The 20,148-nt window shown below is 59.9% G+C and carries 15 protein-coding genes and 1 pseudogene; 7 read left to right on the top strand and 9 right to left on the bottom strand.

The genetic code is table 11. The features are described 5' to 3' along the window. The first annotated feature begins 271 nt into the window (after positions 1-271). The 4 genes from ACXYL9_RS09585 (at position 272) to mobF (ending at position 6,793) form a co-directional block, all read left to right on the top strand. Complete coding sequence (locus ACXYL9_RS09585) at positions 272-493, top strand: hypothetical protein (RefSeq protein ID WP_212451787.1); 222 nt, start codon at positions 272-274, stop codon at positions 491-493. Between the two features lie 680 nt (positions 494-1,173). Beyond that, complete coding sequence (locus ACXYL9_RS09580; RefSeq protein WP_212451721.1) at positions 1,174-1,503, top strand: hypothetical protein; 330 nt, start codon at positions 1,174-1,176, stop codon at positions 1,501-1,503. Beyond that, positions 1,493-3,832, top strand: a complete 2,340-nt coding sequence (locus ACXYL9_RS09575) for a type IV secretion system DNA-binding domain-containing protein (protein WP_278016123.1) — start codon at positions 1,493-1,495, stop codon at positions 3,830-3,832. Before ACXYL9_RS09580 ends, ACXYL9_RS09575 begins: the two co-directional genes overlap by 11 nt. Positions 3,833-3,880: 48 nt before the next feature. Further along, positions 3,881-6,793: a MobF family relaxase gene (gene mobF / locus ACXYL9_RS09570; protein ID WP_278016122.1), complete on the top strand. Its 2,913-nt coding sequence runs from the start codon at positions 3,881-3,883 to the stop codon at positions 6,791-6,793. Between the two features lie 93 nt (positions 6,794-6,886). Here mobF and ACXYL9_RS09565 read toward each other — a convergent pair whose 3' ends face one another. Together ACXYL9_RS09565 and ACXYL9_RS09560 are read right to left on the bottom strand one after the other, a co-directional pair. Then, complete coding sequence (locus ACXYL9_RS09565) at positions 6,887-8,101, bottom strand: type II toxin-antitoxin system HipA family toxin (RefSeq protein ID WP_173214040.1); 1,215 nt, start codon at positions 8,099-8,101, stop codon at positions 6,887-6,889. Beyond that, positions 8,098-8,721: a helix-turn-helix domain-containing protein gene (locus ACXYL9_RS09560; protein ID WP_173214042.1), complete on the bottom strand. Its 624-nt coding sequence runs from the start codon at positions 8,719-8,721 to the stop codon at positions 8,098-8,100. The genes ACXYL9_RS09565 and ACXYL9_RS09560 overlap by 4 nt, the downstream gene beginning before the upstream one ends. A 349-nt stretch (positions 8,722-9,070) precedes the next feature. Here ACXYL9_RS09560 and ACXYL9_RS09555 point away from each other — a divergent pair. Beyond that, positions 9,071-9,703, top strand: a pseudogene (locus ACXYL9_RS09555) (tyrosine-type recombinase/integrase). A gap of 119 nt (positions 9,704-9,822) precedes the next feature. On the opposite strand, the gene ACXYL9_RS09550 reads toward ACXYL9_RS09555, so the two are convergent. From ACXYL9_RS09550 to ACXYL9_RS09535, 4 genes are all read right to left on the bottom strand, one after another. Continuing rightward, the gene (locus tag ACXYL9_RS09550; RefSeq protein ID WP_173214044.1) at positions 9,823-12,927 is read right to left on the bottom strand and encodes an efflux RND transporter permease subunit; all 3,105 of its coding nucleotides are present in this window, start codon (positions 12,925-12,927) and stop codon (positions 9,823-9,825) included. Then, complete coding sequence (locus ACXYL9_RS09545; protein ID WP_173214046.1) at positions 12,917-13,903, bottom strand: efflux RND transporter periplasmic adaptor subunit; 987 nt, start codon at positions 13,901-13,903, stop codon at positions 12,917-12,919. Before ACXYL9_RS09545 ends, ACXYL9_RS09550 begins: the two co-directional genes overlap by 11 nt. A gap of 110 nt (positions 13,904-14,013) precedes the next feature. Continuing rightward, the gene (locus ACXYL9_RS09540; protein ID WP_173214048.1) at positions 14,014-14,427 is read right to left on the bottom strand and encodes a hotdog fold thioesterase; all 414 of its coding nucleotides are present in this window, start codon (positions 14,425-14,427) and stop codon (positions 14,014-14,016) included. After that, positions 14,424-15,311 (bottom strand): alpha/beta fold hydrolase, encoded by an 888-nt coding sequence (locus ACXYL9_RS09535; protein WP_007163783.1) that lies wholly within the window; start codon positions 15,309-15,311, stop codon positions 14,424-14,426. Before ACXYL9_RS09535 ends, ACXYL9_RS09540 begins: the two co-directional genes overlap by 4 nt. Before the next feature lie 77 nt (positions 15,312-15,388). On the opposite strand from ACXYL9_RS09535, the gene ACXYL9_RS09530 reads away from it, so the two are divergent. Then, positions 15,389-15,862, top strand: coding sequence for a MarR family winged helix-turn-helix transcriptional regulator (locus tag ACXYL9_RS09530; protein WP_173214050.1), 474 nt, complete (start codon positions 15,389-15,391; stop codon positions 15,860-15,862). A gap of 181 nt (positions 15,863-16,043) precedes the next feature. On the opposite strand, the gene ACXYL9_RS09525 is transcribed toward ACXYL9_RS09530, so the two are convergent. Beyond that, complete coding sequence (locus ACXYL9_RS09525) at positions 16,044-16,679, bottom strand: S24 family peptidase (protein WP_173214052.1); 636 nt, start codon at positions 16,677-16,679, stop codon at positions 16,044-16,046. 303 nt (positions 16,680-16,982) lie between these two features. Beyond that, a complete protein-coding gene (locus ACXYL9_RS09520; RefSeq protein ID WP_371815550.1) occupies positions 16,983-17,114 on the bottom strand; it encodes a DUF6961 family protein in 132 nt (43 codons plus the stop codon). Between the two features lie 109 nt (positions 17,115-17,223). Here ACXYL9_RS09520 and ACXYL9_RS09515 point away from each other — a divergent pair, with 109 nt between their 5' ends. Continuing rightward, positions 17,224-17,433, top strand: a complete 210-nt coding sequence (locus ACXYL9_RS09515) for a hypothetical protein (RefSeq protein ID WP_173214054.1) — start codon at positions 17,224-17,226, stop codon at positions 17,431-17,433. A gap of 4 nt (positions 17,434-17,437) precedes the next feature. Here the strand turns inward: ACXYL9_RS09515 and ACXYL9_RS09510 are convergent, their stop codons facing one another. Continuing rightward, on the bottom strand, positions 17,438-20,140 hold the full coding sequence (locus tag ACXYL9_RS09510) for a conjugal transfer protein TraG N-terminal domain-containing protein (RefSeq protein WP_173214055.1): 2,703 nt from the start codon (positions 20,138-20,140) through the stop codon (positions 17,438-17,440). Positions 20,141-20,148 lie beyond the last annotated feature (8 nt).

The raw sequence follows: 20,148 nt of genomic DNA, 5'->3' as shown, positions 1-20,148 counted from the left end.
AAGTCCAATCGCGCGGGTCGTCCCTTGCACTAGGTAACGGAGCGGGGGAGGGGGCTGGCTCACCGAGTTCCAAGGGTGATGGGCATAGGGCCGGCGCGTCAAGGACGGCGGGGCCCCACCATTTTGCCTCCCCTGCGCTTTGCTCCGGTCCGACAAAATCGTTGCCCCCACCGCCGCTTCGCGGTCGCCCTCGGGGCGATCCCTGACCCGCCGGCCCCATGCCCCTCCGCCTGTTTCCTGTCGTCTCAGCGACAGGTTTCAGGAGGATATCATGACTGCACTCAGCACCTTGGACACGAACGCGCACAGCTATTTCGAAGCGCTTGCAGTTGCCGAAAGGCGCGCCCTGCACAGTTTCTTCGACCAGCACGTGGTGGAAGATGAAGACCTGGGCTACTTCGCCCTGGACGAGGGTGACTACAACGCACTGCCTGCGCATCTCGCCAGCCGCGTGGTGCACACGGTCCATGGGGCCTTGCTGGACGAATACTGACGACCAAACGAGGGCAGGAGCCGGTGACGGTTCCTGCCCTTTTTTCGTGTTCGCTGGCACTGGAGCGGGACGAAATGTGGAGCGGGGCTGGGGACGCGCTCGGTCCCGCCCCGCCTTCGGCGGTGCTCCTGCGGGCGCGGCCATTTTTGTCCTGGGCCCCGCGCGCACTCCCGAGCGGCAGCGGTTCGGTCCGGCGCGGTGCCGCGGCACCGACAGGCCCCGGTCCCGGGCACCGCACGCGCTCCTTTGCCGCAGCCTTTACGGGGGTGCGGTCTTTGTGCGTGGTATTCTTTCAATTACAGATCAGGCTGGATTACGGCCGCGAACTGGATGCTCGCGCCGCCAAGGGCTTTGCTGGAAAATGCCTTCGAGAACGGAACGACCAAGATCACCGGATTTCGCCGCGCAATGGGGAACAGAATTGGCACACCGTACGCAGCGGGTGCTGCAATGGAAGGCGCGGAATTGTTTCGCGAATTCACGAAATTTCGCCGATACCATCTTCTGTGCCGGATGCGGTCCAGTTGCTCGCCGGACCGTGCCGAGTCGGCACAGATCCATCTAGCCTCCTGCAATTGTTTGTGAATTTTCCGTTTTCCTACACCCCCTGCTGCGGCCTAGAGTGGCACTTGCCTTTCGAAGGGTGAGCCAGGTTCTTTGAACACAAGGAACTTGGAAAAATGCAAAGACACCACCGGTTCGTGACCTATGTCACGCCCCTGATCGCCGAATGGATCAGGAAACAAGCAGACGAGCGCAGGGTCAGCGCGAGTATCGTTGTTTGCGATTGCATCTTCGATGCCTGGCAGCGCGCGACCGAAGCTGATCTGAGGACGCCGGCGACCGATCCGGTGCGCCAGCACATCTTCATCACGGTCGCATTGGATGCGCTGCTTACGCATCATCCCGACAGCACTCTGCGCGACAGAACGGTCGCTGCCTACCAGCGCCGGCTGGAACGCCTCGGTATCGTTGCACCCCGATCCATGGGAGGCGACGATGAAGCATAATCTCGTCAACTTCACCCGCGGCAGCCAGCTCCTCGGGCATTTCGGCTTCATGTTTGCCGCGGGCCTCAAGGGACCCCTGATCGTGACACTCCTGGTCGTTCTCGGGCTGGTCTATTGGGACGTAAGCAGCGCGCTAGACGACTATCAGGTCTACCTCCTGTGGATGCATGCCTATGCCTCTGGTTATGCCTTCATGGAGTTCGATCCGGACAAGCTTGTGAACCTCAAGCTGGCCGATGGGAACCTCGTTGCTTTTCCTATTTCCGTCGTGACCGATTACCCGCCGATGCGCGAAGCGGTCGCGCTATTCCGGAGCGCGGTGATCAGCGCCTTGTGGCTTGCTGGGTTCATTCTTGCGCCGCTCTTCGCTCTTTTCTGGTGGGTTGCCGAACGCTTCGGCGAGAAGTCCAAACAGAAGAAGCATGTGCGCGGGGCGGAGCTTGCTACCTTGCGTGAACTTGACCGGGAGATCGCCGCGCACAACCGCAATGCCCGTGCCCGCGAGTATGGCGATGCGTTGGGCTGGCGCTGGCGTCTGGCCGGGTCGGCTTCGCTGCGGGATGCGGGCTTCTATTCTCCAGCGCATCTGGCAGGGGTCAGCTGGCCTTGGCGCCTCGAGCAGAGCCACGCGATGCTTGTTGGCACAACCGGGACAGGCAAGACCGTCGTCCTAACCGAGCTTACCAGGGAGATCCGTGAACGGGGCGAACGTGCGGTCATTTTCGATCTTACCGGGGCCTTTGTCGAAACCTTCTACGATCCCAAACGCGACATCATTCTCAACCCGCTCGACGCGCGTTGCCCCGCATGGAGCGTGTTCAACGATTGCTCCACGCGTGCCGAATTCCATGCCGCAGCGGAGTCGCTCGTCCCGCATGATGGGGGCGGCGCCGAACAGTTCTGGGTGCTCGCCGCGCGCACGCTGTTCGTCGAGACCTGTCTCAAGCTCGCCGAAGCGGGGCGGGGCACCAACGCCGCGCTGGCGCACGAACTCATGAACGCCGATCTCTCCGATCTGCACCGTCTCGTCGAAGATACCATGGCCGGTCCCATCAGCACGCCGAGCGCGGCGCGCATGGCGGAATCGGTGCGTGCAGTGTTCAATGTCAATGCCAAGGCGCTCCAGATGCTGCCCGAAGACGGGAAGCCCTTTTCGGTCCGCGAGTGGATCAATGGGGCAGGAGGACCGGGCTCGATCCTGTTCCTGTCTGCCCGCTACATCGACATGAGCGTGCTCTCGCAGTTACTCACGCTGTGGCTCGATACCGCGATCAATACGCTGATGGCGGGCCAGCGCTCGCGGGACATCAGGCTCTGGTTCCTGATCGACGAACTGGGCGCCCTGCATCGTCTCCCTTCACTCGAAAAGGGCCTCCAGACCGCGCGCAATTTCGGGGGCGCGATCGTCACCGGGATTCATGCCTTTGCCAAGCTCAAGGATGTCTACGGTGAGAACATGGCGATGACCCTCTCCTCGCTTGCCCGCACCAAGCTGATCCTTGGCACAGCAGATCGCGAGACCGCCACCTGGTGTTCCGATATCATCGGCCACCGCGAGGTTCGCGAGATGGAGGAAGGTTACAGCTACGGCTACAACAATGCGCGTGACGCGGTGAGCCTGACGCCCCGGCGCCAGGTCGTTCCGTTGCTGCTTCCTGACGAGCTGATGAAGCTCAAGAACCTTCATGGTTTCATCAAGTTTCCCGAAGGATTTCCGGCGGCACCCGTGGTTCTCGCACCGCGCAACTGGCCTCGGGTAGCCGAAGGCTTCATTCCCCGCGATATGCCGAAGCCACCGCCGCAGACCCGGCACTCTGATGGTAAAGATGGAGCAGGGGGCGGTGCCGGAGCAGCCTCTGAAACAGGCGACAATGATGGTGATCCTCGCCGGATGAGGGACGCGCACGATCGCTCCGACAGCGCTGAAAAGAAAGCCGACAAGGAAGACAAAAAGGAACTGCGCCGGACCCGTCGCAGCAACAAGGGCGATCAGGCTCGACCGGACCAGACAAGGAAGCGTCGCGATCCGAATGCGCGAGGGAAAAAGGCGACATCGGACCCTCAGCGGCCGGCTCAATCCGAACTTCCTCTGTCTTCGAAAGCTGAGGAGCACCGCGGCATGGAGCAACGGGCTGTGCCTTCCGCCAGATCCGATATTCCCGATCCCGCAGCGCATCAGCGAGCACACGTCGCGCGCGGCAAGGCCGACCAGAGGCTCCAGGAAGAGCAGCAGAAGTCGCTGCTGGGCGGTGCAGCGAAGCAGGGTCGCGATGCCGATCAGGGGCAGGACCATGGTCACGATTACGGGGACTTCGATCCGGATATGTGACGCTCAACCGGGGAGGGGACGAGGGCCAAGAGAAAGTGATCCCAGCCCATGCTTTCCGTCGCCAATGTCCGCTCGCCATCGGCGGCGGCAAGCTACTTCGCTTCGGACAATTACTACGCGAGCGCCGATGCCGACCGCTCGGGCCGGTGGGTCGGCAAGGGTGCAAGGCGCCTTGGTCTCGACGGCAAGGTCGAGACCCAAGCGTTCGACGCGCTGCTGCGTGGCGAGCTGCCCGACGGCAGCAGTGTCGGCAATCCCGGGCAGGCACACCGCCCAGGTACAGACCTCACCTTCTCCGTTCCCAAGAGCTGGTCGCTGCTGGCGCTCGTCGGGAAGGACGAGCGGATCATCCCCGCCTACCGCGAAGCCGTCCTCGAAGCGCTGGACTGGGCTGAGAAGAATGCGGCCGAGACCCGGATGGTGGAGAAAGGCAAGATCGTAACGCAGGCCACCGGAAACCTTGCGATCGGCCTGTTCCAGCACGACACCAACCGCAACCAGGAGCCGAACCTCCATTTCCATGCGGTCATCGCCAATGTCACGCAAGGCAAGGACGGGAAGTGGCGTACGCTCAAGAACGACCGGCTCTGGCAGCTCAACACCACGCTCAATTCTATCGCGATGGCGCGCTTTCGCGTCGCGGTCGAGAAGCTTGGCTATGAGCCGGGACCGACCCTCAAGCATGGCAATTTCGAGGCGCGCGGTATCACCCGCGAACAGGTCATGGCGTTCTCGAGCCGCCGCCAGGAAGTGCTCGATGCGCGGCGCGGTCCTGGTCTTGAAGCAGGCCGCATCGCCGCGCTCGATACGCGCGCCAGCAAGGACACGATCGAGGACCGCGAAACCTTGGGCAAGCTCTGGAGCGAAACCGCGAAATCGATCGGGTTGGACCTCGCGCCCTTGGTCGAGCGGGCCCGGACCCGCACACTGAAACAGTCGATCGAAACTGGCAGGTTCGGCTCGCTTGTCGAGCGCGGGCGCGCATGGCTGGGACGCTTCGCCGCGCATGTCAGGGGCGATCCGGCTGATCCGCTTGTGCCCAAGTCGGTCCTCAGACAGGACCGTAAGACGATCGCAGCGGCACAGGCCGTCGCTTCGGCGGTGCGTCATCTTTCGCAGCGCGAGGCTGCCTTCGAGCGCACCGCGCTCTACAAGGCTGCGCTCGATTTCGGGTTGCCAGCGACGATTGCCGATATTGAAAAACGGACCCGCGCCTTGGTGCGCTCCGGCGACCTCATAGCGGGCAAGGGAGAGCACACGGGCTGGCTGGCTTCGCGAGACGCGGTGATCGCCGAGCAGCGGATCTTGACCGAGGTTGCCGCTGGCAAGGGTGCGAGCTCGTCTGCAGTTGAGCCGGGAAGCGCAAACGCTCGTGTCCAGTCCGCTGCAATGGCAGGGCAGGGGTTCCGGCTGAATGCGGGTCAGCTCGGAGCGGCGAAGCTGATCTTGACGTCCGAAGATCGAACGATCGCGGTCCAGGGAATTGCAGGTGCCGGCAAGAGCAGCGTTCTGAAGCCCGTCGCCGAGGTGCTGCGCGACGATGGCCGCCCGGTCATCGGGCTCGCGATCCAGAACACGCTCGTCCAGATGCTCGAACGCGACACCGGCATCGGCTCGCAGACGCTGGCCCGCTTTCTTGGTGGCTGGAAAAAGCTGCTCGACGATCCTGGCAACGCGGCGCTTCGCGCGGAGGCAAAGGCGGCGCTGAAAGACCATGTGCTTGTCCTCGACGAGGCTTCGATGGTCTCGAATGAGGACAAGGAAAAGCTCGTCCGCCTCGCCAATCTGGCTGGCGTTCACCGCCTGGTCCTGATGGGGGACCGCAAGCAGCTCGGCGCAGTTGATGCGGGCAAACCCTTCGCGCTCCTGCAGCGGACGGGCATGGCGAGCGCTGAAATGGCGACCAACCTGCGCGCCCGCGACCCCGTCATCCGCGAGGCGCAGGCGGCAGCGCAGGCGGGTGATGTACGCACGGCGCTGCGTCACCTGCAGCCGCACACACTCGAGGCCAAGGGCGATGGCGCGCTGGTCGCTGCTGACACCTGGTTGGCGCTCGACAAGGACACCCGCTCGCGCACCTCGATCTACGCTTCGGGCCGCGCCATCCGCTCTGCGGTCAATGCTGCCGTCCAGCAGGGACTTCTCGCCAATGGCGAGATCGGACCGGGCAAGGCCGAGCTTGGAGTGCTGGATCGCGTCAACACGACCCGCGAAGAACTGCGACATCTGTCAGCCTACCAGCCTGGCCGGGTGCTCGAGGTCTCGAGAAAGCAACAGGCCCTGGGACTGTCAGCGGGCGAGTATCGTGTCTTGGGACAGGACCGGAAGGGCAGGCAGGTCGAAGTCGCGGACAAGCGCGGCAAGCGGTTCCGGTTCGATCCCGCGCGGATCAGGGCAGGGAAGGGCGACCAGAATCTGACCTTGCATGAGTCAAGAAAGCTCGAGATCCATGAAGGCGACCGGATCCGCTGGACCCGCAACGATCATCGCCGCGGCCTCTTCAATGCCGACCAGGCCAAGGTGGTTGCCGTTGTCGGCGGGAAGGTCACTTTCGAAACTTCCAAGGGAGACCAGGTTGAGCTCAAAAAGGACGATCCGATGCTGAAGCGGATCGATCTTGCCTATGCGCTCAACGCCCACATGGCGCAGGGTCTGACATCCGATCGCGGCATTGCAGTCATGGACAGCCGCGAGCGCAACCTGTCGAACCAGAAAACGTTCCTGGTGACGATCACGAGGCTTCGCGATCACCTGACACTCGTCGTCGACAGTTCGGACAGGCTCGGAGCAGCCGTGGCACGCAACAAAGGCGAGAAGGCCTCGGCCCTCGAGGTCACCGCACAGTTGACGCCGACAGAAAAGAAAAACGGCGAACTTGATCAGCTGAAACCGGAAGAGGCCAACAAGGCCGAAAAGGAACTCGCCCGAAGCAAGAGCAAGACACTGGACTTCGGGATTTGAAGGGCCGCTATGTGCAAGATTTTCTGACGAATTGGGCCCGGCAGTTGGTCCAGGTGGTGCTTACGCGCGAACGATCGGATTTCGGAACCGCTCTCAGATCGCAAGAGTCTTGCGATGCCTTTCGATCGCGCTTCGCACATGATCGGGGAAGGGGAGGTGTCCGCTTTCGCTGCTCCAGGCGTCATCAAACCGTGCAACGACATCCTTTGCTGTCGCGGTGATCAGCCTGGCAGGCAGCCGAGCTCTATCGGCGATCGCCTCGAGTTCATCATAGGTGTAGGACGCCCACTCGCGCGAGCTATGAAACTTGAGTGCAGCATCGTCGCCCGGGATATAGGCGAGCGTCGAAAGCAAGTCATAGGCAGGTGCAAGCAGCGCGTTGCGCCTATCCGGATAGATCAACGACCAGTTCTTGAGGTGCATGTCGCCATTCCCGATCAGCACCGAGTAGGTGAGCCGGCGGACGAATTCGACCACGCTTTGCTCGTCGGTTTCGATCGCCAGCACACTGAGGATCTGGCGGTAGCTCGCATTCTCGTATTTATCGTCTGCAAAGACACCGAACACCTGGGCGAAGTCTTCGGTGTGCACTGGTCCTTCTTCACCCCGGTCAAAGCGCCGGATGGCAAAAGCGGACTCTCCGTAACGGGTGATACCTTCGGGTATGCCATCGATCTGATCGAGGGGCACAAGGTCGATTTCAGGTACGTCGATCCCGATCTTTGCGGCCAGTTTCATCGCCGCGAATTCTGCCTCGGGCACGTCCGGATGTCTTGCAGAGGGCAGCTTGACGATCCAGTCGCCGCCGCTGCCTGTGACCGGGATCGTCAGTCCGCCATTCTTGCCCTGGGCTTTGATCGCCGAGAATTTGAGTTGCACGCCGGCAAGCGAGAAGCGCAGCGCGCGCTCTGCCTGCTTCTCCACCACTTCTGCATCGGGCTCGTCGGCCTCCGTTTCCTCGGCGTCGACGGCGATGGCGCGCACTGCGCCTGGAAGATCGTGCCCGAGCTGTGCGAGAAGGTGGTACTCGCGCACGGCTTTTACGCCCGCGCGGCGGGCGAGGTAGTCGCGAAGCGTGCCTTCGGGAAGGAGGTTGGAGAAGAACGGCTCGATTTTCGTTCGATAGCTGCGTGTGTCCGCAATGATTTCGCCATTCGCATCCTTGTAGGCGAGCGACAGCGTTGGCCGATTTTGGTCGGCAAGGTAGACCTCGTCGAATGTGAAGATGCTCGCATCTCCATCGAGGCGCGCAATCGTTCCAACGCGCGTCTTACCCAGAAAGATATCGAGAGCCGCTGCGTCGATCATGTGGCGTCGTCCTCAAGCCGGTAAGCAGGCCGTCTCGGGGCACTATCTCGATCGATTGCGTGGACCTGCAGGTTTCTGACGCGCTGGAGGGCACGTGTGGATGCCGCGATCTGTTGGGCGAACTTCTTCGTTCCCTCTTGCTGTTCAAGCGCCCAGCCGAAGTCCTGAAAATGTTTTTTCAGATGGGCGACGGGCTGCAAGGCCTGCTGGATGGCCTTGAGCGTTTCGGGATTGAGATTAACGGTCGGGATATTTTTAAGTGCGCTTTGCAGCTCATTCACCTCGGTGATGCTCGGATAGGTCTGCCGTACTCGCTCGGCGAACCGGTTGGTTTCAGCAATCGTTGCGAGCGCTCGACTTGCCTCGCTTCTTTCGCGCTGTGAGCGCACAACGCCTTCGATCGCCGGTATGGTCCTTCGAGGCACAAGCTTCAGCTCGAGGTCGAGCGCGCGCGCTATTTCGACAAGGCTGGAAATCTGTAGGTCTACACTCCCGCCTTCGATCTTGGAGATATGGCTTTGGGGCAAACCTACCCGTTCACCCAGCTGTTTCTGGGTAAAGCCCTTTGCTATCCGAGCCGCTTTGATGCTTGCGGCGATGTCTTCGATTGCCGTGCTCATAAATATAGTTCTGCATATGTTGATCGACGTTTATATGTTTTAGCATATACAAAGGTTTCTCAAAAAGCAAGAGAAATCTGTAGCGACATATATGGCTGACTAATCATATGTCATTGCATATCATGGACGGAGATTGACGGGCATAAAGCGCGAGCAGTCGTCACTTCGCAGAACCATTTTCGGATTTTTTCTCCCGATCCTTCGATGACAGAGCTTTCGCCCAGAGGCCTGCCGATTAGTCAGGAGCGCGAACGGCGGCAATGCGCCCCAATGTCGGACGTAGCCATCCGAGATCTTAGCTCCCGAAAGCGGACATTCTCTGCGGCCATTCCGGCCAAGGAGAATGACAATGACCTATTCACAATTTGATCCTGCTTCTCAAAACCGAGTGCCTTGGAACTTCGGTGCTAAGATCGGTCCCAAGCGTCCATTCAATCAAAAGCAGATTTGGGCGATCCGTTTCTTTCTTGATCGCGAGGAGCGCATAAGAGACCGCGCTCTGTTTGACTTGGCGATCGATAGCAAACTGCGAGGCTGTGATCTCGTCGAGCTCAAAATCGGCGACCTAGTCAGCGGCCCGGAAATCCGGACGCGAGCAACAATCACGCAGCGCAAAACAGGTCGACCTGTTCAGTTTGAGATCGCATCAGATGCGCGTGCAAGCCTGTTTGCGTGACTCGAGCTCAGATGTGGTGACGTGGAGGACTTCGTCTTCCCGAGCAGAGTTGATCAAACACGCCACTTGAGCACGCGACAGTACGCGCGGCTTGTTGATGAGTGGGTGACGGCTATTGGCTTGCGTCCTGAGGAATACGGCACCCACTCACTGCGCCGGACCAAAGCTTCAATCATCTACAAAGCCACAGGCAACATACGTGCAATCCAGATACTGCTCGGTCATTCCAAGATCGAGAACACCGTGCGGTATCTTGGTGTCGACATTGAAGATGCTCTTACTCTCGCTGAGAAAACTGAGATCTGACTGGAGTTGGGCGCTGATCTCAAATGGCCCAGCGTCCGCTTCTGGAGGTGAATGCGGACAATGCTTGTTCTACCCTGCGCCGATCACAAAACCGGTAACGGTTGAGCCAACGCTTCGACCTAGGACGGTCCATGCAAGAGCGAGGATCGAAAGTTGCTCACGAGCTTCCGCAAATCCGAGGCTGCCGCATAAGCTGCGGGTATCACCAACAATGTCAGGAAGGTAGATGTCGTGAGACCGCCGATAATGATGAATCCCATGGGGTTTCTCCATTCCGCAGCGTCTGACTGTGCCAATGCGACGGGCATCATTCCGAAAACGGCAGCCAGCGCGGTCATGAGGACTGGTCGCAGCCGTTCCGGCGCGGCATCGCGCATGGCCGCAGCAGCATCTTTGCCAGCATCGCGGAACTGGTTGGCGCGATCGACAAGCAGGATGCCGTTTTTCATCACGATACCCATAAGCGCAATCATGCCGATTTGCGCAAACAAGCTCATTTCCTGACCTGCTGCCCACATGAGAAAATACGCGCCCGAGAAGGACAGCGGCGCGGTGAGCATGATGATGATCGGTTGCCCGAAGCTGTTAAACTGGCTTGCGAGGACAATGTAGAGTGCGACAATCGCTAAGATGAAGGCAAAGATAATGGCCTCGCTCGTTTCAGCGAGGCGGCGCGCTGTGCCTTCCATTTGGGTAGACAGTCCAGCTGGCGGTGGGTTGGCGGCAAGCAAGCCCTCTAAATCCGAGACGGCCACGCTCAACGGAACACCCGGCGCGGTATTGGCGAGCACCGAAATCTGGCGCGATCGATCAATGCGTTCGATTTCTGCGGCGTTCAGCGTGACATCAATGTCGGCAATTGCTGCCAAATCGACCAGACTGCCCTGCGCTGTCCTGAGGGGCAGCGCCTCTATGTCGCTCAATCGCTGTCGCTCGCTTTCCTCCAACCGGACCCGAACGTCGTAGCGGCGTCCACCCGTCTCGAACGTCCCGGCATCGCTCCCGCCTACGAGTGTCCGCGAAGCTGCCGCAAGGTCGCGCGCAGAAATACCGAGATCCGCCGCCCGATCACGGTCGAGCGCGATCTGCAACTCAGGTCTGCCACCCTCATATGTGGAGCGCACGTCTACGAAATCAGATCGCGCGGACAGCTCGCTTTCGAGCCATTGCGCGTAGCGATTGATTGTGGCGGTATCCGGCCCTGTGATGATCAGCTCTATCGCGGTCTGTCCGACCCCGGCACCGGAAACCCACGGGACTTCCTCCACCGCGACTTGGCGTGCCTTCGGGACTCCGTCGAGTGCTGCCTGGCGTGCGAAGGTCATTATATCGTCTTGCGTCACGTCGCGTGACCGTTTGTGCGAAAGGCCGACATAGATATCGAGCTCGTTGATCTTTGGATTGGTCCCGCTGCCCGCACTGACAAAAACGAGTTCGACTTCGGGATTTTCGCGCAGAGCGGCATCCACCTGCTGCGCTGCATCCTTTGCCCCGGCTATCCCTGTGCCGAGCGGTAGCTTGATCGTGACGAGAAATTCCGAGCGGTCCGTAGTGGACATGAATGTGCTGGGCACGAGCGCCGCAAAAACCCCCCCCACGAATACGCTGGCAAGGGCGCCGCCTAGTACGACGTAGCGGCGGCGGATCGCCCAAGATACGAGCCTTTCGTAGCGTTGTCGCATCCCGACATGGAATCGCTCTATGCGTGCGAACCAGCCGCTCTCCTTTTCTTCGGGACGCAGCAACCGGGCCGAAAGCGCGGGTGTGAGCGTGAAGGCAACCAGCATCGAGACGCTGACGGAGAAGACGATTGCAAGACCGTATTGAAAGAAAAAGCGGCCAACTATTCCTTCCATAAACGCGATTGGCACGAACACTGCCAAAGTCGCAAAAGTTCCAGCCAGAACAGCCAACGCAACCCGCTTAGTGGCTGCGTGAGCCGCTCCAGTTGCGTCAGCACCTTCATCGACATCATTTTGAACTGCTTCGACGACGACGATCGCGTCATCGACCAGCAGGCCGATAGCGACCGTCAGCGCTAACAAAGTGACCATGTTGATCGTGAAATCGAACGCCGCAAAGGCAATGAAGCTTGCGACTATCGAAGTGGGGATCGCCAGCAATACTATGATCGTAGCGCGCCAACTGAGAAGGAAAAGGAATGTCACCGCGACCACCAGAACCACGGCAATTAACAGGTCGAACAGCACGTCTCCGATGGCCTGTTCGATGAAGCGAGAAGTGTCGCGCGCGATGACGAAGGTGACGCCTTCTGGTGCCGAAGCTCGCAGCTCCTCAATGTCGGCGCGGATGTGTTCGGCGACGGCGACTGTGTTCTCACCGCTTTGCTTGCGGACTTCAAGAACAACGCCTGGTTCACCGTCGAGCTGAGCATAACTGGCCTCGTCTTCAATCGAGTCTTCTACCCGCCCGACGTCGCCGATCCGAACGGTTTGGCCATTGGGTCGATAGGCGATGGGTATGGCCGCGAATTCTGCCGCGCTATCCGCTTCGGCGAGTATGCGGACACCGAATTGGCGCGCGCGCCCCTCGGTGACCAACCGACCACCCGGCAGTTCGGAGTTCTCGCGCTGAATTGCGCCGAGTACGTCGTCCGCAGTCACTCCGCGAGCGCGCATCGCGGCTGCATCGAGCCAGATACGCATTTCCCGCTTGCGTCCGCCGACCAGCTCGACTGAACCGACGCCGGGGACGCGCTGTAAACGCTCCTTGACCTCCTCGTCTGCGAAAGCGGTCAAGTCACGAGCGGGCATGTCCCCCGACATGAGAACCGAGAGAATAGGCGCGGCATCGGGATCGACCTTTTCGATGACCGGTGATTCGGAATCGGCAGGCAGATCGGCTCCAAGCCGCGACATTTTGTCGCGCACCTCCTGCGCTTTCACATCGGCATCTTCCTCGAGTTCGAATTCGAGATTGACGATGCTCACACCCTCCGCACTGGTCGACCGCATCTGACGCAATCCCGCAATGGTATTGAGCTGTTCCTCGACAATGTCGGTAACTTCGGTCTCCACGGATGCGGGCGAGGCGCCAGGAAGCGCCGTCGTTACTGAAACGTATGGAAACTCCACCTTTGGGAAAAGGTCGACGCCGAGCCGATTGAACGAAACAAGTCCCAGCACCACGAGCGAGGCGATCAGCATCGTAGCGAAGACGGGGCGCCGGATCGATACGTCAGCGAGCCACATATCAGTCTGCATCGCTCATTTGGCGGGACTCTACTGTTTCACCGTCACGCAAAGTCGAAGGCGGATCGAGGACCAATTCATCCCCTGCGGCCAAGCCTGAAAGAATGCGCACCCGATCAAGATCGATGCTCTCGAAAGTAACTTCGCGCCCATGTGCCTTCCCGTTTTCAACAATGAAAACGTGCGCGGCAGCACTATCGCCACGGATTGCGGTTCGAGGGAGGATTATCGCCGAAACGGGTGGGACGTTGATTTCAGCGCGAGCCCCCAAACCTGAGCTGATGCGATAATTTGGATTGGCAATCGGCAGCCGCAATTCGACCATCCGGCTCTCAGGGTCGACCCGGTCGTTGATAATATAGACTATGCTATCAATCGGCTCGTCGAACCCTTCGATGTAGACGCGAGCGGGCATATTTCGCCGAAAGGCGTCAACATATTCCTGTGGCGCGTTCACGATGGCGGCGACCGTTCCGAGCTCCTGCAATTGGAGCGCTGCTGATTGACCGCCCATCGAAAAGCGGTTGTTGAGGTAGACCCCTTCATCGACCAACCGAGCGGTAACAACGCCATCGTAAGGCGCTCGCGTGATGGTATCAGATAACGCTTGCTGCGCGGTGCCGAACACTGCCTGAGCCTGCGTTTTTTGCGCTCGTGCAACGGCAAGTTCCGTTTCGACCGCATCGACCTGCGCGTTTGATACAAAACCCTTAGGTGCAAGCGCAATAACGCGCTCGTAGCGCCGTTCTGCCTCGATCGCTCGGGCGCTAGCTAGATCGACGGCGGCCTGCGCTTCGGCGACGCGCCGCTGGTAATCAGCCTGACGGATACGAAAGAGTGGTTGGCCCCGCGATACCCTGTCGCCGACCTTTACGAAAATGCGCTCAACCGGCCCCTCTGCGAGCGCTCCGATCGAACTGCTTTGCTTGGCTGCAATGGTGCCGAATGCTTTTACTGGTTCTGCGAGCAATTCGGGTTCGACGACCATTGTCTGAACTTTGCGCGGACCTGACTGCGCGTCTTGCCCCGCCTCGCTTCCGTCCACGCCACCTGAGCATGCAGCAAGAGCCAAACAGAAAGCCGTTAGGGTGGCGCGCGCTAACATATGTAGGCACCCCTGCCGCTGGCGATCAGTTTGCCGTCCGGTCCAACTATCCGGCTTTCGGCAACCGAGATTTGCCTTCCGACCTTGACCACCTGACCCGTCACAATGAGGGGCCCAGAAGTCGCCGGGCGATGATAATCAACGCGCAGGTCGGCTGTCACCTTCGCTGTCACACCTTGCGACAGCAATGTGTAGAGCCCTGTGAGGTCAATCAGCGATGCCAGCACGCCGCCATGAGCTGAACCGATCATCGGGTTCGAGATAATCTCTTCGCGCCACGGCATTTCGAGCTCAATCTGCTCGCTAGAATACGATTTTACCGTCAGACCGAGCCATTGATGAAACGGAGCAATCCGCAACAGCTCATCAAGACGTTCGCAATCGATTGGACCGTGCTCCTTGCTCATGCTGTAGTTCCTTGGGGAGAGTGATGGCGGGTCAGAAAATCGAGGATCGCTTCCGAAAAGGCGTCGTTGGCGTCTCCCACCACCATATGCGTGGCATCTGCGATGTCGGAATATTCGGTGTTCGGGACCAGGTCGCGCAAATGCGCCACCGCCTCTTCGGAAACCAGATCGCTCGATCCGCCGCGAATGAGATGCACTGGTAACGAAAGCCGACTGGCCGCATCGCTCAGCGCATCGAATTGCCGATCCTGATGAGCCGGATCGCTTCGCTTCGTGGTCATGATGTTACGGATAAAGGCCGGGTCCCAGTGCCAGTAGTAGCGGCCATCATCCTTTTTGCGCAGGTAGCGCCGCAGTCCCTCTCCAGCCCCGCGCTTGCGGCGATGCGGCATGTACCTCGCGATGATTCCCGCCGCTTCTTCAGGTGAAGAAAAGCCGGTATCGACATGCTGTTCCATGAAACCGACCACACGCATCACGCCGCCCGGCTCCATGCGCGGGGCAATGTCTACAAGGGTCAGGGAAGCGAAAGTGTCTGGCGCGAGATAACCCTCGGCGATGATCCCGGCCAGTCCCCCCAGCGAAGCACCAACGAGTGCTGGTTTGCACTCCATGCCTGATGCAATCGCTACAAGATCGGAAGCGAAGTCGCGAATATCGTATGCTCCGCTCGCAGCCCAATCGCTCTCGCCATGACCGCGCATATCAATCGCAATTGTGCGGTAGCCAGCTTCGGCCAAATCACCTGTTACGCGCTTCCACGCACGGCGCGTCTGCCCGCCGCCATGTGCGAGCAGGACGGGCATGGCGTTGTCGCCACCAATCACTTCTGCGGCAAGGGAGAGTCCTCCCGCTCCATGAATTTTGGTGGTCAAAATCTCCATATCGCAAGCCACTATATTGTAAATTGATTTACAGTAAATGACTTTATCTAAGTCGATGCTGTGTTAAGGTGCCTTGCATGGCAACAAAGCTCGACCACGATCCCGATGAAAAAGCGGCGCCATTCCTGACCGATCAAGACCGGTTGGTTTTTCTGTTGGAAGAGCTCACGCGACGATTGCGCCGTACCTTCGATTCCTCACTCGAGCAGTTTGGACTCACCCGCACCCAGTGGCGTGCGTTAGCCTATCTCTACCGGACACCCGGCATGACCCAGACCGAATTGGCCGGTCAATTGGAGCTGGAGCGGGCAAGCATCGGGCAAGCGATCGACCGGCTAGAAGAATTGGGCTTGGTCGAACGGCGCAGCGCCAAAAACGACCGCCGTGTGTGGCAGGTGCACCTGCGATCCGCTGCAATCGACTTGCTTCCGAAAATGCGAGTCGAAGCGGATCAGGTCTATGCGCGCCTGCTCACAGGAATAAAGGACGAGGACTTGGAGGCATTCAAGTCTACTTTGGCCGCAATGCAGCGCAATTTGGGCGATGCCTAAAGGGCCCAGCGGTCGCCGCGAGAGAAGGTAACTTTACCAGCTGTAGTCGACGCCAACGCCGAAGAATGGCGGTAATTCCAATTACCCATCTATATCCGCAATTGGGTCGGAGGCGGAAGGTCCGCTTTTTGCGAAACCAGCGCCGAAAGCCGACCGTCAACTAACGGCCCAAGTCCTGCCGCTACAAGGCTCGGCCAAACCAGATAACCCGGCCCACCACGTGAACTTCCGACCGATCCATGTCGTGCCAGGTAGGGTAAGCCGGATTGTCGCTGGCAATGGTGATCTGCCTACCATTTGGCTTGATAGCGATCCGCTTCACGACGAGGGTATCATCAGAACGAAGGACGTAGATCCCGTCTCGCAGTCGCGAGCCGTGATCTGAAGCATCGACCAGAACCTCGTCACCATCACTGAGAGTGGGCTCCATCGAGTCACCCTTGACGCCGACGATCGACAGGCTGGCGCTCTTGGCCGAAGTCAGGTGCCGCAGCCACCGCTCATCGAACCCGAACCGGGTGTGTGCAGTCTCACTAGCAGCTACCGCGCCAAAGCCGGCGGATGCCTCCACATCGAGTACGGGGATCTCGACCATGCCATCGGTGACCGGATTAGCCGGACCACCGAGCACTTGCTCGTCGACACCGAAGAAGCAGGCAAGCGTCTTTCGATCCTCGTCATCGAGCTTTCTTGGAGAGCCGCGCCTGATGAACTGTTGTACATAAGCGGGATTGCGGCCGAGCAGCCGCGATATCGAGGCGTAGCCATATCCGCCCTTGAGAATCAGCCGGTCGAGCTCTTCCCTGACATGTTCCATCTGTCTGTCCTTCGAATCTCAATCGTAGGAATTTTCCTAGACTCGCGGATATGATCTTACTAAGAACATAACAGGAACACAAGGGATTTGCGAGTCGGAGCGAAAGGGTCATGACCTTGCTGGAACGGATCGAAAAGCATCTGAAAGATCATCATATTTCGGCTACACGCTTCGGCAGGCGCGCAGTCGGTGATCCTCGATTCGTACTCGACCTCCGGCAAGGACGAAGGCCGCGTCGACGAACGCTAGAGCGGCTGGAAGCCTATCTGCAGTCAGTCGAGGCTGGAGATCCCAACAGTTCCATCAGGAATGGGACTTGCGCGCGGCAAGTTGCTCATAGCGACGGACCACAACCTGCCAGAGTCTTGCCCCGTTCTGCTCGCCGTCCTCGCATAGCTGATCGATCTTCGACGCAATAAATTTTCGAGTCTGCAGGCCAAGATAGCGTTCTCGCTTTCGTGATGCTTCTTGTCTATTTTATCAGCGATCTGTTGGGACGATTTAGAGGTGAGAGCGCCGATTTACCACTGAAGGAGAATGAGCGATGAGCGATCCAGACAACAATCCCACTGGTGGCAAGCAGGACTGGGAAGGTCTTCGTGAAGTCGACCGGGCCATCGCCGAGAACCGTCTCACTTCCTACACCTGGAAAAAGACTTGGGCTGACCCTTGGGGACGGCTCAAGTTGATTGCGATTTTTGCTGCATTGGCAGCTTTTGTCGTGTTCGTAATTGTGCACGACGTCATCCTTTAGCAGCCTACCATTCCTTAACATCGTCTGCCGCTTCGGCCGAGGCTCCCTTCGCATCGCGGGTCTTGCCATCGAGGTAGCCTTTCACGGTCCCGATCCGTCGATCTCCCTGTTGCTGCACCCGATCGACATCACGGGCGATGTCTTCACGTTCGCTGGACGGGGCGCTCAGGCTTCCCGGCACACCGTCAAGCCGCACTGATCCCCGGACGCTCTCGGCGCTGCTCGCCGAGGGCCGAGCGATGGACGCAGAGGCCGGCAAGACCAGGTCGCCCGAGATCTCGGCATTGAGCTGGTCCGCATAGCCTTCGACGAACCGCGCCTGAAGCTGCTGGCCCCGCACGCTCATCTGGAAGTCGATGTCGTCAAAGCGCACCGGACCGTAGTAATCCCGGTTAGCCTCGATCTCCGCCATGCCCCATTCGCGATAGGCCTGGCTGAGGTTGAGAGTGCCTGCGGCATTGGCACTCTCGTACCAACTCGCCTGGTTCTCGAGGCGGCTGGCGATCTCCTCGGCTCGGCGCGCTTCGCGGGTATAGCTCTGCGCTTCGGTGATCGACGTGGTAATCCCGGCCGAGCTGCTTGACACCAGCGCCTCCGAACTCGAACTCGTTTCGCGCAGGAAGCCTTCGCGCGTGCTCGACCAGCTGCGACTGTCCGAGATCTGGCTCAGCGCGCCCATGATGCGCGAGCGATCCTCGGAGGCGATCCCGATATCACTGTCGGTCCAACTCTGGTTGCGTCCTCCCTTAACACCTATGCTCGCCGAGCCAGCGCCTTTTTCTCCCTTCAGTCCTAGAGCGCCATCCCCGTTCAAGAACCAAGATACGGTGATGTCATCGGCCGCGCGGCGCGACAGCCCGAATTGCTGCTGAAGTGTCTTCGAGGCGTTGTCGACCTCGCTGAAGGCGCTGCCGATGCTGTCGCTCGTTGACGTGCCACTGACGCTCTCGTTCGAGCGCGAGCGGGTGTACGCATCGCGTAGCTCGCTGAAGCGGGTGACAGCCGAACTCGTCGACTGCTGGGCAAGGTTCGAGAAGGTCTCGCTCTGGCCGCGGCTCTGGCTCGCCATGGTCGCAAGCCGGCTCGAGAAGTCCTGCCCGAGTGTCGGGGTGAACGGATAGCTCGAGGTCGGCACGGTGGCGAATTCGGCTTGAGGGAAGCCGGTGGTCTGGGTGCCGTTTTCGCTTGTGGCTCGCGTCTGCGCGGCGCCGTAGCCAATGTTGGGAGCGAGGCTGGCTTGCGCAAACTGCCGCGAAAACACGTTCGAGTTCTCAAGGCTGGTATTCCCGAGCGAAACATTGCCGGTGCTCGCTTCGCGCGCCGCCTCTTCTGCCGCGTTCTGGCTCGGATTGAGGTAGCTCGTTGCCTGGCCCGATATTGCGAGCGCGCCCCTGGCGACGCCGCCTGCAAGGAACGGTATCGATGCGACGAGGTAGCCGGCCAGGATCCCGATATCGTTGTTGACGTCGGTCATGCCGGAGAAGGTCGCGAGGCTGAGCCCGCTTGCGCCGCCCGCTGCCGCCACATCGCTCGCGCCCTTGAGCATCAGGATCATGTGCAGGATGACGAACAGCGGCCCCCAAGCTGCCAGATAGAAGAAGCCCGTGACGTATCCTTTGAGCGCGATCGGTCCGGTCTTGGGCATCAGGAACAGTGGGAAGAGCACCGGAAAAAGCGCGTAGAATACGACCGTCAGGACGACATTGAGGATCGGGACCCACTTCATCGCGTTATGCGCGATCGAAGAATAGGTCCGTTCGGTCTGGATATCGGCGCGGGTCAGCGCGAACACATCGACGCTCGATGCGCCGCTAGCTCCGGCAAATCCATGCATCGCCTGGTTCATGGCGTTGATGGTCAGAACTTGGCGGAAGATGCTGCTTGCATCCTTCGAGACGCCGGTGAGGTATTGATAGGCAATCGGCAGGTCGGCGATGAGCTTGGCCTTCGCGAGCGCTTCGGTCTGCCGGGGGTAGAGCTGGCGCCCGGCGACCTGTGTCATCTCATCGATAAGCCCGGCCCACTGGTTGGAGAGCGCAGTGTATGCTTCGCGGCAGGTGATGATCGTGGCCGTGACGCTATCGTCCGCCTGCCGGGTGAGGAAGCGCTGCGCACGCGCGGCACTGCCGGGCGCAATGGTCGCCCAGATATCGTTGCTCTCCGACAATTCCTTCATCGAGTAGCGACCGAGCAGCAGGTCGTAGAATACGCATTGACGGACATGTTCGTCGAAATTGGCGGCAAATTCGGGGTCGGCAATGCGCAGGGACCGCGTCGCTTCGAGCAGGCGCGCGCCGTAAATCATGCCGTTCTTCGAATAGTTGAGATCGTCGGGAAGGCCGAAGACGAGCTCGGCGGAACGGGTTAGGTAGTCGCCCGCTTGGCTGGTAAAGCTTGCCATGAGCGCTAGGCCCAGCGGGACATTGGCGACCGTGGCCGGTGCAAGGCTCGGATTGACGCGGTCGGTGACCTGCACATCCATGCGCGGAACCATCAGGCACATGTAGATGAGAGTCGCGCCGAGGAACCAGTTGAGCCAGGCGCGCCAGTCCTGGTTGAACGCGACGACAATGACCGCAAGCGCCATGCCCAAGACCAGCGCCACCTGGATCAGGCTCTTGTAGCCACCGGCCCCGGTCCACGCGGCGACGGCGTTCAAGACATTGACGATGTACTCACCGCCGCCGGTTGTGAAGATTTCGACCATGGCGCTCG

It is taken from the genome of Qipengyuania sp. CAU 1752, assembly GCF_054482615.1.
The sequence above is the reverse complement of the archived record's forward strand: the minus strand, read 5'-3'. Positions and strand labels throughout refer to the sequence as shown.

Bases quoted from the DNA above. Each gene is read 5' to 3' on its own strand.
- ACXYL9_RS09585 (WP_212451787.1), top strand. From the start codon at position 272: ATGACTGCACTCAGCACCTTGGACACGAACGCGCACAGCTATTTCGAA.
- ACXYL9_RS09580 (WP_212451721.1), top strand. From the start codon at position 1,174: ATGCAAAGACACCACCGGTTCGTGACCTATGTCACGCCCCTGATCGCC.
- ACXYL9_RS09575 (WP_278016123.1), top strand. From the start codon at position 1,493: ATGAAGCATAATCTCGTCAACTTCACCCGCGGCAGCCAGCTCCTCGGG.
- mobF (WP_278016122.1), top strand. From the start codon at position 3,881: ATGCTTTCCGTCGCCAATGTCCGCTCGCCATCGGCGGCGGCAAGCTAC.
- ACXYL9_RS09565 (WP_173214040.1), bottom strand. From the start codon at position 8,101: ATGATCGACGCAGCGGCTCTCGATATCTTTCTGGGTAAGACGCGCGTT.
- ACXYL9_RS09560 (WP_173214042.1), bottom strand. From the start codon at position 8,721: ATGAGCACGGCAATCGAAGACATCGCCGCAAGCATCAAAGCGGCTCGG.
- ACXYL9_RS09550 (WP_173214044.1), bottom strand. From the start codon at position 12,927: ATGCAGACTGATATGTGGCTCGCTGACGTATCGATCCGGCGCCCCGTC.
- ACXYL9_RS09545 (WP_173214046.1), bottom strand. From the start codon at position 13,903: ATGGTCGTCGAACCCGAATTGCTCGCAGAACCAGTAAAAGCATTCGGC.
- ACXYL9_RS09540 (WP_173214048.1), bottom strand. From the start codon at position 14,427: ATGAGCAAGGAGCACGGTCCAATCGATTGCGAACGTCTTGATGAGCTG.
- ACXYL9_RS09535 (WP_007163783.1), bottom strand. From the start codon at position 15,311: ATGGAGATTTTGACCACCAAAATTCATGGAGCGGGAGGACTCTCCCTT.
- ACXYL9_RS09530 (WP_173214050.1), top strand. From the start codon at position 15,389: ATGGCAACAAAGCTCGACCACGATCCCGATGAAAAAGCGGCGCCATTC.
- ACXYL9_RS09525 (WP_173214052.1), bottom strand. From the start codon at position 16,679: ATGGAACATGTCAGGGAAGAGCTCGACCGGCTGATTCTCAAGGGCGGA.
- ACXYL9_RS09515 (WP_173214054.1), top strand. From the start codon at position 17,224: ATGAGCGATCCAGACAACAATCCCACTGGTGGCAAGCAGGACTGGGAA.
- ACXYL9_RS09510 (WP_173214055.1), bottom strand. From the start codon at position 20,140: ATGGTCGAAATCTTCACAACCGGCGGCGGTGAGTACATCGTCAATGTC.